Raw genomic sequence first — 15,095 nt, 5'->3', positions numbered from 1 at the left:
ACGACGAACACCGCCCCCGAGAGCAGGAGCGGGGTTTGGAACGCCCACCGCCGCCAAGGTCACGCTCGAACCAGGTAGTCGTGGCATGGCCGACGCGCCGATACCACTACAAGCAGGATGTTGCGCGATCTTGCGGCATTCTTGGCCGCGCGCTGCCATGGCCCGAGTCGGAGTACCTCGCCCTCGGTGAGACCGCCCAGCGGATAGAACTCCTCGACGGCAGCCTGCTCATCGGGCCACCGCCGTCGGTCCGGCACCAGGTGATCGTCGGTGGCCTGGCAGCCGCGTTGGAACCCGGCTGCGCAGCAGCGGACCGCACCCTGCTCCCGGTGATCAACCTGCGGCTGGACAGCACGCGGATCCTCAACCCCGACCTAGTGGTGACGGCGGAGCTGGATCTCACGGCCGACTGCGTGCCGGCGGACGCGGTCCTGCTGGTCGGTGAGGACACCGCACCACACACCGCCACCATCGACAGGGTGCTGAAGCCGCACCTGTACGCCGGGGCCAGCATCGAGTGGTACCTGCTCGTCGAGCAGGAGCCCCTGACCCTGCGCCTGTACCAGCGACATGGCGCCCACTACGTGGAGCGGTCGACGACCAGGGTCGGCGAGGTGTTGGAGCTGACCGAGCCGGTGAAGGCCACGATCCGGCCGGAGGATCTGCTCCCCTGACGGGTGTCGGCCGGCTGGCCTAGGGTCGGTCGCATGACCGAGTTCGACGCGGCAACCGCCGCCGTCCAGGCCGCCCTCGACGCCGGCGCCCGGTACGCCGACGCCCGGGTGATGCACCGTCGCTACGAGTCGATGACCGCCCGCAACGGCGACATCGAGGAGCTGACCCAGGACGAGAGCATCGGCCTCGGCGTGCGGGCGCTGGTCGGGTCGAGTTGGGGCTTCCACGCCGTACCCGATCTCTCTGACGCCGCCGCCCGCGACGCCGGCCGGCGCGCGACGCGGACCGCCCAGGCGAGCGCGCGGGTGCCCGGCCCGCCCGTCGACCTGGTGCCGGTCGAGGCGGTCACCGCGAGCTGGGCGTCGGGCTGCCAGATCGACCCGCTCGGGGTGCCGCTGTCGGACAAGGGCGACCTGCTGGTCGGCGCGACCCGCACGATGGCAGAGCACGGCGCCGACCTGGCCGAGGGGCTCTACCAGATCTGGGACACCGCCAAGTGGTTCGTGTCCAGTGAGGGCCACCGGATCGACCAGCGGATCCGCGAGTGCGGCGGTGGCATCTCGGCCACCTCGATCGGTGCCGGCGAGACGCAGCGGCGTTCCTGGCCCAGCTACCGCGGGCAGTACGGCACCACCGGCTGGGAGCTGGTCGAGTCGCTCGACCTGGCCGCCCACGCCGCGCAGATCGCCGAGGAGTCCCGGGCGCTGCTCACCGCGCCACCCTGCCCGGCCGGCGAGACGGATCTGATCCTCGGCGGTGAGCAGTTGGCCCTGCAGATCCACGAGTCGGTCGGGCACGCCATCGAGCTGGACCGGATCCTCGGCTGGGAGGCCGCGTTCGCCGGTACGTCCTGGCTGGACCTCGCCCAGCTCGGGTCACTGCGCTACGGCTCCGAGCTGATGAACATCACCATCGACCCGACCATCCCGGGCGCGCTGGGCAGCTTCGGCTTCGACGACGAGGGTTCGCCCGCGGTCAAGCGGGACGCGGTCCGCGACGGGCGGTGGGTGGGCGTGCTCGCCGGTCGGGACTCGGCCGCCATGGCCAGCCTCGACTACGGCGGCAGCGTACGGGCCGACGGGTGGGCGCGGCTGCCGATGGTGCGGATGACCAACGTCGGCCTGGAGCCCGGCCCGCACACGCTGGAGGAGATCATCGCGGCCACCGACGACGGGGTGCTGATGGACCTCAACCGGTCCTGGTCGATCGACGACAAGCGCCTCAACTTCCAGTTCGGCTGCGAGGTCGGCTGGGAGATCAAGAAGGGTCGACGGGGGCGGATGCTGCGCAACCCCACCTACACCGGGATCGGCCCGCTCTTCTGGCGCTCCATGGACATGCTCTCCGGCGAGACGGTGCCCTGGGGCACGCCCAACTGCGGCAAGGGCCAGCCGGGCCAGACCGGGCACACCGGCCACCCTGCCGCTCCGGCCCGCTTCCGCAACGTCCGGGTGGGGGTGTCGGCATGAGGTCGACGGAGCTGGAGCTGGCCGGGCAGGTCGTCGAGCTGGTGCGGCGCCTCGGCGGCCCGGCCACGCAGGCCGAGGCGGTGGTGACCCGGGCCGATCTGGCGCTGACCCGGTTCGCCAACTCGGCCATCCACCAGAACGTCGCCGAGTCGACTGTCGGGGTCCGGCTGCGGCTGCACGTCGACGGGCGGACCGCCGCCGGCAGTGGCAGCGTGGTCACCGCCGACGGGTTGGGCGCTCTGGTCGAGCGCACCCTGGCCGCGGCGCGGCTCTGCCCACCGGATCCGGGCTGGCCGGGGCTCGCACCGCCCACGCCCGCGCCGGCCGCCCCGCCCGTCGACGAGGCCACCGCGCACGCCGAGCCGGATCAGCGGGCCGACCTCGTCCGTGCCTTCGTGGCCGCCGCCGGTCACCTCAGCGCAGCGGGCTACTGCCGCACCGCGCACCGCTCGTCGGCGTTCGCCAACACCGCCGGGCACAGCGCGTCCGGCCGCTCCGCCGAGGCGGCGATGGACGGCATCGCCCGCCGCGACGGCGCGGACGGGGTGGCCCGGCGCTGCGCCGACCGGCTGTCCGACCTCGACGGCGCCGAGCTCGGCGCGCAGGCTGCGGCGCAGGCGCAGGCGGCGGCCGACCCGGTCGAGCTGCCCCCGGGGCGCTACGAGGTGGTCTTCGAGCCGGCCGCCGTGGCGGACCTGTTGCAGAACCTGTCCTGGTACGGCTTCAACGGCAAGCGGTACGCCGAGCGGCAGTCGTTCGCCGAGCCCGGGGCCGCCCAGTTCGACCCGGCGGTGACCCTGGTGGACGATCCGCTGGGCGCGTCGGGGCTGCCGTTCGACGCCGAGGGCACCGGCCGGCGGGCGCTGACCCTGGTCGAGGCGGGCACGACGCGGGCGGTGGCGCACGACCGGCGTACCGCGGCCGAGGCGGGCGCGGAGTCCACCGGGCACGCGGTCGCGGGTGGCGCCACGTGGGGTCCGATGGCCCGCAACCTGCGCCTGTCCGGTGCGGCGGCCGGGCCGGCCAGCGCGGTGGGCCGGAGCACCACCGGCACGGCGGCCGGTGCCGTGGTCGACGCGGACACCGCCGCGCTGATAGCCGGGGTACGCCACGGGCTGCTGGTCACCGACCTCTGGTACACGCGGGTGCTCGACCCGAAGAGCCTGGTCGTCACCGGGCTGACCCGCAACGGCGTCTGGCTGGTCGAGGACGGCACGGTCGTGCGGGCGGTGCGCGACCTGCGGTTCACCGAGTCGTACCCTCGGGCGCTCGGGCCGGGCGCGGTGCTCGGGCTTGGCGCGCGGCCCGTGCGCCAACCGGACCGGGTGGACGGTGTCTGGTGGGAGGCGCCGTCGGTGCGGCTGGCGTCCTGGCACTTCACCGGAGGCGCTTCCGGCTGATCGGGCAGTGACGTTCTTAACAACCCGTCATCGATCAGCGTGCCAGGGCTTTTCCGCAGGCCAGACACACGGGACACTCCCTTGCGCGGACGGCCCGCAGAGATCGGCGTAACGTGTGTCACTTAGCTGCGTCGGTCGATCCGGCGTGGTCGTTGGTGTGCGCATGACGTGGCAGCGGGTGCGGGTTCGCCGGTCCGCGTGCCGACCGGAGAAAGATCAGCCCGCCCGTACGGGCCCGTCGAGGAGACGACTCGAATGACTTCAACGGCAACGAGGCCGCGGGGAGCGCGGGCCCGCGCCGCCATCGCGGCGAAAACGTTGCGTACCGACCGCTGGTGGCTCGCCCCGCTGATCACGGTGATCGGGCTCAGCGCCTGGGTGGCGTACGCGACGGTCCGGGTCTTCATGCACAAGTGGTACTGGGTGGACGAGTTCCACTACCTGACCCCGTTCTACTCGCCCTGCGTGACCGAGCGGTGTGTCGAGGGCGCCTCGCACTTCGGCCGGTTCCTACCCGGCTGGTGGATCATTCCGGACGCCGCGCTGACCCTGCCGTTCCTGCTGCTGTTCCGGCTCACCTGCTACTACTACCGCAAGGCGTACTACCGGTCGTTCTGGCTGTCCCCGCCGGCCTGCGCCGTGCCGGACGGTCACGCCTCGTACGGCGGCGAGACTCGGTTCCCGCTGCTCGGCCAGAACCTGCACCGCTACTTCTTCTACGCCGCCGCGATCATCTCGTTGATCAACACCTGGGACGCGATCCTCGCCTTCCACTCGCCGAAGGGCTTCGGCTTCGGGCTGGGCAACATCGTCCTGCTGGTCAACGTGGTGATGCTCTGGGCGTACACCATCTCCTGCCACTCCTGCCGGCACATCATCGGCGGCCGGCTCAAGCACTTCTCCAAGCACCCGGTGCGGTACAAGGCCTGGACGTTCGTCTCGGCGCTGAACGTCCGGCACATGCAGCTCGCCTGGATCACCCTCGGCACCCTGGCGCTGGCCGACTTCTACATCATGGCGATCGCGGCCGGCTGGTTCAACGACCTGCGGTTCATCAACTAAAGGGCCCCTGACATGACCACTACCACGCGAATCGAACGACACCACTACGACGTCGTCGTGATCGGGGCCGGCGGCGCCGGTCTGCGCGCGGCGATCGAGGCCCGGCTCGCCGGCAAGAAGACCGCGATCATCTCCAAGTCGCTGTTCGGCAAGGCGCACACGGTGATGGCCGAGGGCGGCGCCGCCGCCGCGATGGGGAACGTGAACAGCCGGGACAACTGGCAGGTGCACTTCCGGGACACCATGCGGGGCGGCAAGTTCCTCAACAACTTCCGGATGGCCGAGCTGCACGCGAAGGAGTCGCCGCAGCGGATCTGGGAGCTGGAGACGTACGGCGCGCTCTTCGACCGCACCAAGGACGGCAAGATCTCGCAGCGCAACTTCGGCGGTCACGAGTACCCCCGGCTGGCGCACGTGGGTGACCGGACCGGCCTGGAGCTGATCCGCACCCTCCAGCAGAAGATCGTCTCCCTCCAGCAGGAGGACAAGCGCGAGTTCGGCTCGTACGACGCCCGGATCAAGGTGTTCTCCGAGACGACCATCACCGAGCTGCTGCTCGACGGCGACCGGGTCGCCGGCGCGTTCGGCTACTACCGGGAGTCCGGGGAGTTCGTCCTCTTCGAGGCGCCGGCCGTGGTGCTGGCCACCGGCGGTGTCGGGCGCTCCTACAAGGTGACCTCGAACTCCTGGGAGTACACGGGGGACGGTCACGCGCTGGCGCTGCGCGCCGGGGCCACTCTGATCAACATGGAGTTCCTCCAGTTCCACCCGACCGGCATGGTCTGGCCGCCGTCGGTGAAGGGCATCCTGGTCACCGAGTCGGTTCGCGGTGACGGCGGCGTGCTGAAGAACTCCGAGGGCAAGCGGTTCATGTTCGACTACGTCCCCGACGTCTTCCGCAAGCAGTACGCGGAGACCGAGGAGGAGGCGGACCGCTGGTACACCGACCCGGACAACAACCGCCGCCCTCCGGAGCTGCTGCCCCGTGACGAGGTGGCCCGCGCGATCAACAGCGAGGTCAAGGCCGGCCGGGGATCCCCCGCCGGCGGCGTCTTCCTGGACATCGCCAGCCGGCGCTCGGCCGACGAGATCCGCCGGCGGCTCCCCTCGATGTACCACCAGTTCAAGGAGCTGGCCGACGTCGACATCACCGCCGAGCCGATGGAGGTCGGGCCGACCTGTCACTACGTGATGGGCGGCGTCGAGGTGGACCCGGACTCCGGTGCCGCCTTCGGCCACGTGCGGGGGCTCTTCGCCGCCGGTGAGGTCTCCGGCGGCATGCACGGCTCGAACCGGCTGGGCGGCAACTCGCTGTCCGACCTGCTGGTCTTCGGCAAGCGGGCGGGCGGGCACGCGGCGAGCTACGCCGACGGGCTGCCGGCCCGGCCGAAGGTGGCCGTGGACGCCGTCGAGGCCGCGGTGGAGACGGCGCTGGCCCCGCTGCAGCGGGACACCGGCGAGAGCCCGTACACCCTCCAGCAGGACCTCCAGGCGGTCATGGGAGATTTAGTAGGAATCATCCGCCGTCACGGCGAGCTTGAGGACGCGCTGGGCCGGCTGGCCGAACTGCGCGAGCGGGTGGCCAAGGTGAGCGCGGCCGGTGGCCGGCGCTACAACCCGGGCTGGCACCTGGCACTCGACCTGCGCAACATGCTGGTGGTCTCGGAGTGCACCGCGAAGGCGGCGCTGGAGCGGCAGGAGTCGCGCGGCGGGCACACGCGGGAGGACTATCCGGCGATGGAGCCGAAGTGGCGGCAGGTCAACCTGGTCTGCGCGCTGGACGGCGACACCGTGCGGCTGACCCGCAAGCCGCTGCCGAAGATGCGGCCGGAGCTGATCGGCCTCTTCGACCGGGCGGAGCTGGCCAAGTACCTCACCGACGAGGAGCTCGCCGACTTCGACGCCCTCGTCCCCGACGCTGGAGAGGCGGACAACCGATGAGCGCGAAGCGTCAGTTCCGGATCTGGCGGGGCGACGAGACCGGCGGCGACCTGCAGGACTACATGGTCGAGGTGAACGAGGGCGAGGTTGTCCTCGACGTCATCCACCGCCTGCAGGCCACCGACGCGCCCGACCTGGCGTGCCGGTGGAACTGCAAGGCCGGCAAGTGCGGCTCCTGCTCCATGGAGATCAACGGCAAGCCGCGGCTGGGCTGCATGACCCGGATGTCGACCTTCGGCGACGAGGAGACCGTCACGGTCACCCCGCTGCGCACGTTCCCGGTGATCCGGGACCTGGTCACGGACGTCTCGTTCAACTACGAGAAGGCCCGGGAGACGCCGGCGTTCGCCCCGCCGGCGGACGTGGCTCCGGGCGACTACCGCATGCAGCAGGTCGACGTCGAGCGCTCGCAGGAGTTCCGCAAGTGCATCGAGTGCTTCCTGTGCCAGACCGTCTGCCACGTGATCCGCGACCACGACGAGAACAAGCAGGCGTTCTCCGGGCCGCGGTACTTCATCCGGGCGGCCGAGCTGGACATGCACCCGCTGGACGCCCGGACGGACCGCAAGGAGTACGCGCAGGCCGAACAGGGCCTCGGCTTCTGCAACATCACCAAGTGCTGCACGGAGGTCTGCCCCGAGCACATCAAGATCACTGACAACGGGATCATCCCCATGAAGGAGCGGGTCGTCGACCGCAGGTACGATCCCCTTGTGTGGCTTGGTAGCAAGATCTTCCGTCGGGGCGAGACGCCCCAGACCAGCGTGACCACCGCCCGCCAGGGCTCGGCGACGCCGCCGAGTACGAGCCGGGGCGGGGTCCACTCGCACGCGGGTGGCTCCCACGACCCGCAGGCCGAGGCGCAGGCACAGAGCGGCGTCAACTGGCACCGGGAGGTGCCCCACCCGACCGCGCCCGCGGTCGACGACCGGGGCCGGCTCCCGCTGACGGAGCTCACCTTCGACCGGGCCGCCGCGCCGTCGCCGTTCGGTGACGACGTGACCTTCCCGCTGCCTCCGGAGCACCTCAACTTCGCCCACCCGGAGCAGGACAAGCACTGAGCACGACCACAGGAACGGGGGCCGCGGCTGATGCCGTCGGCCCCCGTTCCGCACTCCGGCGTTGATCATGGGACTGGCGAGGGTTCACGGCTCAACGAGCCCGCCAACCTCATTGGTCAACCGGCGGGTGGCCGGGCTGGCCGACGGCTGGGCCTGCTCAGGACGGGGCGGAGTGCGGCGACGATCGGGGCGTCGGCCGGAAGCCAGGTGACCGAGTCCAGCTCGTCCGCCGCCAGCCAGCGGAGCGCGGAGTGTTCCAGTGCCTGCGGCTCCTCGCCGTCCAGCAGGCGGGCGGCGTACACCTTGAGCACCGAGCGGCCGTGCGCCATCCGCACGTTGCGCCCGACCCGGTCGCCGATCTCCACGCGTACGGCCAGCTCCTCGGCGCACTCCCGGACCAACGCGTCGGTCTCGGCCTCGCCCGGCTCGACCTTCCCGCCGGGGAACTCCCACATCCCGGCCACCTCAGGTGGGGCGGAACGCGCACAGGCCAGCACCCGCCCGTCCCGGATGATCGCCGCGCCGACGACCACCTTCAGGTCCCGTCGTTCGGCCTGCCCGCCACCATTCGCCCGTTCGGTCCGCACGGGCGTCCAGGGTGCCAGATCAATCGGCGGTTTGGGTACCGAAGCCGGCCGCTAGGCCAGGAGAACCCGGAAGTGTGGGCGTGGACACCCCTTCCACGCGACGACAGACTAGAGGGCACCGACAAGACACGGGATGGCGACGATTTGGCCACAAGCCGGCAACGGCGCTTGGGGGGTGCGGTGATGCGCGTGCTGTTCAACAGCCGAGCCAAGCACGACTACCTTTCCGACGCGTTGACCTTGCTATCTGGTTGGACGCGGGAAGGCGAGCAGATCCGGCGGACTCTCGTGATCGACGATACCCAACACGCGGCGCTGACGGAACGCGTGAAGGTGGTCGCCGACGCGCTGCACCTGCGGCCCGAGATCAGCCGCCACGCGGACAGCACCCAGATCCGGGTGGGGCACGGCAACGGGGAGCCGCTGACCGAGGGCGACGTCCTGCTGGCGGCCCGGATCGAGGACGTCTACCGGACCGTCACCGAGTCCTGAAGCTCCGCTGAGAGATTGCTGGAATCTCAGGTTTTCCTGAAAGACGCAGGGGTATCAATCCGGCGCGGGAGCAGATAACCGCCCCGCAACGGAGTGAACCTCTCATATTGCGCTTTTCAGGAGCTGACATGACCGCGCCCATCCAGAACCGCGCCAACGACCACGTCGAGCACGCCGGCCAGCACGACGTCCGCCGCGTCCACCGGCACGGCGACGAGACCAAGCCGTCCTGGAAGACCACCGAGCTGGCCGTCTACCTGCTGGCCGTGATCGGCGTGCTGATCGCCTCGAACGCCGTCGGCGACGGTGCCGCGAACAACGGCGGCGACTACTTCGCCGCCGACAAGGCCTGGTGGTACATCACCCTGCTGACCATCGGCTACCTGGTGAGCCGGGGTCTCGCCAAGTCCGGCAGCCGCAGCACCGACCACGACCCGCGCAGCGACCACTGACGCACCGTCCCCCCGTGGCCCCGCGCCACCCGCTTCCCGCGGGTGGCGCGGGGCTTCCGCGTCGCCGACCGGCGGCTCACCGATCGGCGGCCGGGTCCTGCGGGTACCAGCGCAGCTCCACCGAGTTGCCGTCCGGGTCGCGGACGTAGATCGAGGTCGCCGAGCCCCGGGCACCGAACCGGCCGACCGGCCCCGTCAACACCGTGAAGGCGCCCGAGTCGATCACCTCGGACCAGTCCAGGGGTGCCACCACCAGGCAGAAGTGATCGACGTTGGCGCCCCGCCGGTCGCCACGGACCAGGTCGATGATGCTCTCCGGACCGATCCGCACCGACGGAAACGGGACGCTGCCGGCTCGCCACTCGTCGACCCGTACCGGCGCCAGCCCGAGCAGGCCGCAGTAGAAATCCAGGGACCGCTCCACGTCGGCGACGGTCAGCACCAGATGGTCGAACCCGGTCACCCGCACCGCACTCACGCCTCCTCCAGTGCGGCCGCCGCACGCAGCCAGCCGGTGAACAGCCCCGGGTCGATGTCGGCGAGCCCACGCAGCTTCACCACCGCCATCGCCCGCGCGCCGGGCACCAGCCGCCCGGACGGGTCGGTGATCTCCTGCCCACGCCACAGACCGAACGTGACATCCGACCGGTACGCCTTGAGCAGGCAGACCGGGTTCCGGCCGGGCCGGTCGCCCAGGCCCCAGACCGGGTGGCCGTGCCACATCGCCCCGGTCGCACCGGGCAGGGCCGCCGTGACGATGGGCGTCAGCTTCTCCCCGATCTCCCGCAGCGGACCGGGCAGGCCGGCCAGGTAGTCGTCGATGCTCATCGCGAGTGCCCTTCGGTCGAGAGGTTTCCTTTGCCGGGGTTCACGATGCGCTGACGGGCGTCGCCGACCAAGAGCCGATGCCGCTACGATCGTTGCCCACAGGTCAACGGTGGGAGCGGCGTGCTGGAGCGGTACGAGGTCGAGACGTTCCTGACCCTCGCCGAGGAACTGCACTTCGGCCGGACCGCCGAACGGCTGCGGATCAGCACCGGCCGGGTCAGCCACGTGGTCAAGAAGCTGGAGCGCCGCATCGGCGCACCGCTCTTCGCCCGAACGAGCCGGGTCGTCGCGCTCACCCCGATCGGGCGGCAGCTCGCCGACGAGCTGGCCCCGCTGGTGGCCGGCATGGACGAGGCGGTCCGACGCGCGGTCGACGCCGGACGAGGCGTCACCGGGACGCTGCGGGTGGCGTTCCTGGGCGAGTGGACGGCGCCGGTGCTGCTCCGGGCGGTCGCCCTGTTCACCGAGCGGCACCCCGACTGCCGGGTCGAGGTGCACGAGGCTCAGTTGGCCACCACCCGCTCCGGCCTGCTCGACGGCTCCACCGACGTGCTGATCGCCTCGTACCCCTTCGACGGGATGGCCACCGGCCCGGCGCTGCTCTCCGAGGACCGGGTGCTGGCCGTGGCCGCCGACCACCCGCTCACCCGGGAGCCGTCGGTGTCGCTGGAGGTGCTCGCCGACCATCCGGTGGTGCAGTACCCGGCCGTGACCTCAACCGAGTTCAAGCGGGACCGCACACCGGAGCACACCCCGTCCGGCCGGCCCGTGCCGAAGGGCCCCACCGGGAACACCTTCTCCGAGATGCTGTCCCTGGTGGCGCTGGGCCGTGGCGTGCTGCCGGTGGGCGAGCACACCCGGCGCTACTACCCGCGCCCCGACGTGGCGTACGTGCCGATCCACGACGCGCCCCCGATCGAGCGCGGGCCGGTCTGGCTGGCCAGCAACGACACCGCCCGGGTGCGGGAGTTCGTCCGCGCCGCGACCGAGTCGAACGCCCGATGAGGCACGGCGAGTTCCGCCACCGCCGGCTCGTCCAGGTCTACGACGCCGAATGCACGTGGGGGCCGGACGACGACTTCTTCCGGTCGGTGGTCGACGAGACTCCCGCCGCGCGGGTCCTCGACCTGGGATGCGGCACCGGCCGGTTGACCGTCGCCCTCGCCGCCGCCGGCCACACCGTCACCGGTGTCGACCCCGCCGGCGCGTCCCTGGCCGCCGCCCGCGCGAAGCCGGGCGGAGAACGGGTGACCTGGATCGAGGGCACCTCGGCGCTGCTGCCGGACGGGGCCTTCGACGTGGCGGTGCTGACCAGCCACGTGGCGCAGTTCCTCGTCGACGACGCGGAGTGGGCGCGTACCCTCGCCGACCTGCGACGGGCGCTGGTGCCCGGCGGCCGGCTGGTCTTCGACGCCCGCGACCCGGCGGACCGCCGCTGGGAGCGGTGGAACCCGGTCGACTCGCAGCGGCGGATCACGCTGCCCGACGGCGGCGAGGTCCGCGCGTGGACCGAGGTCACCGGGGTACGCGGCGGCGCGGTCAGCTTCACCCACCACTACCACTTCGCCGACGGGGAGGAACTGCTCAGCTCGGCCACACTGCGGTTCCGCACCGAGGCGGAGCTGCGCGACTCCCTGGGGGCGGCGGGTTTCACCGTCGACCGCGTCCACGGCGGCTGGCACCGCGAGCCGGTCGGCCAGGGCGACGGCGAGTTGCTGGTCATCGCCCACGCCGCTCGGCTGGCGCCGGTTGCCTAGCCTGGTCCGCATGGCGAACATCGCGTACGACCGCAAGGAGCAGGTCCAGCAGATCGAGAGTGGACTCCTCGACGGTGAGCAGATCATCGCCGTCTACGACGCCGTCGGCACCGGCACCGGGTTCATCGGGCTGACCGACCGGCGCGTGATCATCCAGGACCGCTCCTTCGTCGGAAAGCGGCATGCGATCACCAGCATCCCGTACTCGAAGATCACCAGCGTGAGCGTGGTCAGCAACAAGTCCTGGGGTGGCACGTTCTTCTCCACCGGGGCGATCGCCATCCACGTCGGCACGCACACGTACGAGGTGGAGTTCCGGGGCGCGCAGAAGAGCCACCACGTGCACAACGTGATCCTGCACCACATCTCCTGACCGCATCGACGGCGTGGGGCCCGGCCGAGGTAAATGCCTTGCCGGGCCCCGGCGTCCTCTGGTGTCCTCACCCGACAGCCGCGCGAAGGGAGCAGCCGCCATGCCTGACTCGACGAAGTTCCTCCGACCCAACGTCATCCGACCTGAGGAATCGAGACTTCGTGAACAGATCTGCTCCCCTGACCACGGCGCGGCTGCGCGCCACTGACACCAACCCCGGAGGCCGCTGATGTCGGTCTTCGACGATCCCGGCCTGTTCGGCCGGCTGTGGGCCGCCGGCTACGACGACGGACCCAACCCGGACCCGACTCCGGCCGTCGACTTCCTGGCCGACCTGGCCGACGGCGGGCCGGTTCTGGAACTGGCGATCGGCACCGGCCGGGTCGCCCTGCCGCTGGCCGAACGTGGCCTCACCGTGCACGGCGTCGAGGCGTCCGAGGAGATGCTGGCGGAGATGCGGGCCAAGCCCGGCGGCGAGCAGATTCCGGTGGTGGTGGCCGACATGGCGGACGTGCCCGTCGCAGGCCCGTTCCGCCTGGCGTACCTGGTCTACAACACGCTGTTCAACCTGGTGGAGGGCGAGCGGCAGGCGGACTGCTTCCGCAATGTCGCCCGGGTGTTGTCGCCCGGCGGCGCGTTCGTCGTCGAGGCGTTCGTGCCCGACCCGCGCAGCTTCGACCGTGACGAGCAGGTGCAGGTCCGTGCCGTGACGGAGGACTCCGCGACGATCCGGCTGCACCGGTACGACCGACCGGCGCAGCGCTTCATCCGGCAGACCATCACCTTCGACGGCGAGGGCGTGCACCTGAAGCCCTTCGCCATGCGGTACGCCTGGCCGCACCAGATCGACGCGATGGCGCAGCAGGCCGGGCTCCGGCTCACCGAGCGGTACGCCGACTGGCACCGGCGCCCGTTCGACGCGGACAGCACAGCACACATCTCCGTCTACCGCGCCGGATAGCGGCGGTTGGTCGACTCCGGTGCCGGGTTCGCTGTGGCGCGCCGGAGTCGACCTCCGTCCGGCAGAAGGGCCGGCTTCCGCCCTGAGCTGATTCTGCTGGCAGCGACGTTTGTTGATGCACACGGCCTCGGCCGGGTCAGCTGGCACGATGCCACTGGGCGGCCCTCTGGTGGGCGCCATCGGCGCGCGTCCGACGCTGCTGTTCTGCGACGCGGCGATCGTGGCCCTCGGCCTGATCGCCGGCTGGTTCGCGATCTCGGGACGGATCGCGCGATCCCCCGGCGGTTCAGCGGTCGCCGAGGTCAGTGCCCGTCGCTGATCTGGACGTCGTCCGGCGCCGGCCGGCCGCGCCCCGTCTCCACAAGCTCCTTGAGACTCATCAGGAACGTCGCCCACTTGGTGCTGCACTCGTACATGAACTCGACCGGCTCGCGCCAGCCCTCGTGCGTGAAATTGACGATCGTGTACTCGCCGCGCTGGTCGAAACGCCAGCTGATCTCGGTGCCGATCCACTCCTGGGGGCCGCCGACGACCCGCCACCGCACCCAGTCGGCGGGGTCCAGCTCAAGGATCTCCAGGTCGAACCCACCGGAGTCGCCGAACCGGACGGCCACCTGCCCGCCGACCTCGCTCTTGCCCGTCGTGTCTGTCGACCACCAGCCGGCGATGCCCTCTGGAGTTGCCACCGCTCGGTAGACGTCGTCGAGCGGGGCGACGACACCGACCTGGTGCAGGATGTCGACCATGTCGTTCTCCTTCCGTCGTTGTGGCGGCCTATTAGCAACCTTTGGTTGCATCAACCTACGACAGTCGACACTCGTTGCGCAGCCTTAAGTTGCAGATGGCGGCTCTGTCGTACCCGGGACGCAGAATGCGGGGCATGTCTGAGCCATCTCCGCACCGGCACCACGCCCTCGACTACGTGGAACTCACTGTCACCGACCTCGACCAGGCGAAACGCTTCTACGCCGAAGCGTTCGGCTGGCAGTTCAACGACTACGGGCCGGGATACGCGGGCATCCGCAGCCCGCACGGTGACTCCGGCGCGGAGGTGGGCGGCCTGCGTCTCGACCAGGATGTCCGGCCGGGCGGCCCGTTGGTGCTGCTCTACTCGGCCGACCTCGACCGGTCGGTGCAGGCGGTGACGGACGCCGGCGGGCAGGTGGTGAACGGGCCCTACGAGTTCCCCGGTGGCCGGCGATTCCACTTCACCGACCCCAGCGGCAACGAGCTGGGCGTCTGGGCCGAGCGGTAGCGGCCGCCGACGGGCCGGGCCGCTCGGCCAGGGCCGGAAGGGGGCTACCCCAGCGACTGCCGGGCGGCCTCGCCCATGGGGTCGTCGCGGGTGGGCAACTGCTGGATGGTCGGCAGCACTTCCTCCTGGAAGACGCCATGCAGCCGGCGCAGCTCCCGTGCCGGATGCTCGGCGTCGTCGACCCGCACGTCCCAGAGCGGGTACGGCTGATCACCGACCACCGTCACGGTCGCCGACCGCGCACCGTGCCGGTCACCGCCGGCCTCCTCGCCGGCCTCGATGGCCAGCACGAGCCGCTCCGCCAGGTCGAGTTCCTCGCTGTCCTCGAACACCCGGACGATCTCCGCGAGGGTTTCCGGGCCGACCAGGCGGTTGCCCTGCACCGCGTAACCCGCCCTGGCGCAGTGCCCTGCCCAGTCCCTGGTGGCGGAGCCGGTGAAGGCGTGCGAGCGGCCCTGGCGGTCCACCATGCCGACCTGCCGCACCTCCCGACCCGGGTCCCGGGCCAGCAGCTCGTTCAGGACGTCCTGCGGCGAGCGGCCCTCGCCGAGCAGCGGCAGGCCGTCGTAGGCCAGGAACGGGTTGGGGGTGGCCTGGGTCGCCACCGCACCACCGCCGTGGTGCACGTGTGCGACGAGTTTGCCGACCGCGGGTCTGGCCGTCAGGGCTCCCACCCCGAGCTGGCCGGTACGCGGACACCGCGCGGCAATCGAGAAGGTCACGGTCGGCAGGTACCCGGACTGACGCCGGGCATGCCCGAGCCAGCCCGCCTACGCGGGTCG

Annotated in this window: 19 protein-coding genes; 14 read left to right on the top strand and 5 right to left on the bottom strand. The window is 71.2% G+C overall.

What is annotated here, in order from left to right; all coding sequences use genetic code 11:
• Positions 1–80: 80 nt before the first annotated feature.
• The 6 genes from ACTWLT_RS13445 (at position 81) to ACTWLT_RS13420 (ending at position 7,608) form a co-directional block, all read left to right on the top strand.
• Positions 81–674, top strand: coding sequence for a Uma2 family endonuclease (locus ACTWLT_RS13445; protein WP_445318681.1), 594 nt, complete (start codon positions 81–83; stop codon positions 672–674).
• A gap of 33 nt (positions 675–707) precedes the next feature.
• On the top strand, positions 708–2,144 hold the full coding sequence (locus ACTWLT_RS13440; protein ID WP_252419001.1) for a TldD/PmbA family protein: 1,437 nt from the start codon (positions 708–710) through the stop codon (positions 2,142–2,144).
• Positions 2,141–3,544 carry a TldD/PmbA family protein gene (locus tag ACTWLT_RS13435; RefSeq protein ID WP_445318680.1) on the top strand — a complete coding sequence of 468 codons (1,404 nt, stop codon included), beginning with the start codon at positions 2,141–2,143 and terminating at the stop codon, positions 3,542–3,544. The genes ACTWLT_RS13440 and ACTWLT_RS13435 overlap by 4 nt, the downstream gene beginning before the upstream one ends.
• Before the next feature lie 255 nt (positions 3,545–3,799).
• Positions 3,800–4,606, top strand: a complete 807-nt coding sequence (sdhC, locus tag ACTWLT_RS13430; RefSeq protein ID WP_252418999.1) for a succinate dehydrogenase subunit SdhC — start codon at positions 3,800–3,802, stop codon at positions 4,604–4,606.
• 12 nt (positions 4,607–4,618) lie between these two features.
• A complete protein-coding gene (locus tag ACTWLT_RS13425; RefSeq protein ID WP_445318679.1) occupies positions 4,619–6,547 on the top strand; it encodes a fumarate reductase/succinate dehydrogenase flavoprotein subunit in 1,929 nt (642 codons plus the stop codon).
• Positions 6,544–7,608, top strand: coding sequence for a succinate dehydrogenase/fumarate reductase iron-sulfur subunit (locus ACTWLT_RS13420; protein ID WP_445318678.1), 1,065 nt, complete (start codon positions 6,544–6,546; stop codon positions 7,606–7,608). Before ACTWLT_RS13425 ends, ACTWLT_RS13420 begins: the two co-directional genes overlap by 4 nt.
• Before the next feature lie 116 nt (positions 7,609–7,724).
• On the opposite strand, the gene ACTWLT_RS13415 is transcribed toward ACTWLT_RS13420, so the two are convergent.
• Positions 7,725–8,195 carry a (deoxy)nucleoside triphosphate pyrophosphohydrolase gene (locus ACTWLT_RS13415; RefSeq protein ID WP_445318677.1) on the bottom strand — a complete coding sequence of 157 codons (471 nt, stop codon included), beginning with the start codon at positions 8,193–8,195 and terminating at the stop codon, positions 7,725–7,727.
• A 183-nt stretch (positions 8,196–8,378) separates the two neighbouring features.
• Between ACTWLT_RS13415 and ACTWLT_RS13410 the strand changes: the two genes are divergently transcribed.
• Both ACTWLT_RS13410 and ACTWLT_RS13405 read left to right on the top strand, forming a co-directional pair.
• A complete protein-coding gene (locus tag ACTWLT_RS13410) occupies positions 8,379–8,687 on the top strand; it encodes a 4a-hydroxytetrahydrobiopterin dehydratase (protein ID WP_252418995.1) in 309 nt (102 codons plus the stop codon).
• A 128-nt stretch (positions 8,688–8,815) separates the two neighbouring features.
• The gene (locus ACTWLT_RS13405) at positions 8,816–9,139 is read left to right on the top strand and encodes a hypothetical protein (protein WP_252418994.1); all 324 of its coding nucleotides are present in this window, start codon (positions 8,816–8,818) and stop codon (positions 9,137–9,139) included.
• A 76-nt stretch (positions 9,140–9,215) separates the two neighbouring features.
• Here ACTWLT_RS13405 and ACTWLT_RS13400 read toward each other — a convergent pair whose 3' ends face one another.
• Positions 9,216–9,617 carry a VOC family protein gene (locus tag ACTWLT_RS13400; protein WP_445318676.1) on the bottom strand — a complete coding sequence of 134 codons (402 nt, stop codon included), beginning with the start codon at positions 9,615–9,617 and terminating at the stop codon, positions 9,216–9,218.
• Positions 9,614–9,967: a DUF1801 domain-containing protein gene (locus ACTWLT_RS13395; RefSeq protein ID WP_445318675.1), complete on the bottom strand. Its 354-nt coding sequence runs from the start codon at positions 9,965–9,967 to the stop codon at positions 9,614–9,616. The genes ACTWLT_RS13400 and ACTWLT_RS13395 overlap by 4 nt, the downstream gene beginning before the upstream one ends.
• A gap of 120 nt (positions 9,968–10,087) precedes the next feature.
• Here ACTWLT_RS13395 and ACTWLT_RS13390 point away from each other — a divergent pair, with 120 nt between their 5' ends.
• From ACTWLT_RS13390 to ACTWLT_RS13370, 5 genes are all read left to right on the top strand, one after another.
• Positions 10,088–10,972 carry a LysR family transcriptional regulator gene (locus tag ACTWLT_RS13390; RefSeq protein WP_445318674.1) on the top strand — a complete coding sequence of 295 codons (885 nt, stop codon included), beginning with the start codon at positions 10,088–10,090 and terminating at the stop codon, positions 10,970–10,972.
• Complete coding sequence (locus tag ACTWLT_RS13385) at positions 10,969–11,724, top strand: class I SAM-dependent methyltransferase (RefSeq protein ID WP_445318673.1); 756 nt, start codon at positions 10,969–10,971, stop codon at positions 11,722–11,724. Before ACTWLT_RS13390 ends, ACTWLT_RS13385 begins: the two co-directional genes overlap by 4 nt.
• Positions 11,725–11,734: 10 nt before the next feature.
• A complete protein-coding gene (locus ACTWLT_RS13380; protein WP_007464929.1) occupies positions 11,735–12,097 on the top strand; it encodes a PH domain-containing protein in 363 nt (120 codons plus the stop codon).
• 229 nt (positions 12,098–12,326) lie between these two features.
• Positions 12,327–13,058 (top strand): class I SAM-dependent methyltransferase, encoded by a 732-nt coding sequence (locus ACTWLT_RS13375; protein ID WP_445318672.1) that lies wholly within the window; start codon positions 12,327–12,329, stop codon positions 13,056–13,058.
• 169 nt (positions 13,059–13,227) lie between these two features.
• Entirely contained in the window at positions 13,228–13,377 is a 150-nt protein-coding gene (locus tag ACTWLT_RS13370; RefSeq protein WP_445318671.1) for a hypothetical protein, read from the top strand.
• Here ACTWLT_RS13370 and ACTWLT_RS13365 read toward each other — a convergent pair.
• Positions 13,361–13,804 (bottom strand): SRPBCC family protein, encoded by a 444-nt coding sequence (locus tag ACTWLT_RS13365; protein ID WP_445318670.1) that lies wholly within the window; start codon positions 13,802–13,804, stop codon positions 13,361–13,363. The genes ACTWLT_RS13370 and ACTWLT_RS13365 overlap by 17 nt on opposite strands.
• A gap of 134 nt (positions 13,805–13,938) precedes the next feature.
• Here ACTWLT_RS13365 and ACTWLT_RS13360 point away from each other — a divergent pair, with 134 nt between their 5' ends.
• A complete protein-coding gene (locus ACTWLT_RS13360) occupies positions 13,939–14,313 on the top strand; it encodes a VOC family protein (protein WP_445318669.1) in 375 nt (124 codons plus the stop codon).
• Positions 14,314–14,357: 44 nt separating this feature from the next.
• Here the strand turns inward: ACTWLT_RS13360 and ACTWLT_RS13355 are convergent, their stop codons facing one another.
• Complete coding sequence (locus tag ACTWLT_RS13355; RefSeq protein WP_445318668.1) at positions 14,358–15,035, bottom strand: DUF1028 domain-containing protein; 678 nt, start codon at positions 15,033–15,035, stop codon at positions 14,358–14,360.
• Positions 15,036–15,095 lie beyond the last annotated feature (60 nt).

The sequence above is a fragment of the Micromonospora yongxingensis genome, from assembly GCF_052601155.1.
This window is presented reverse-complemented; position numbering and strand designations above follow the sequence as displayed.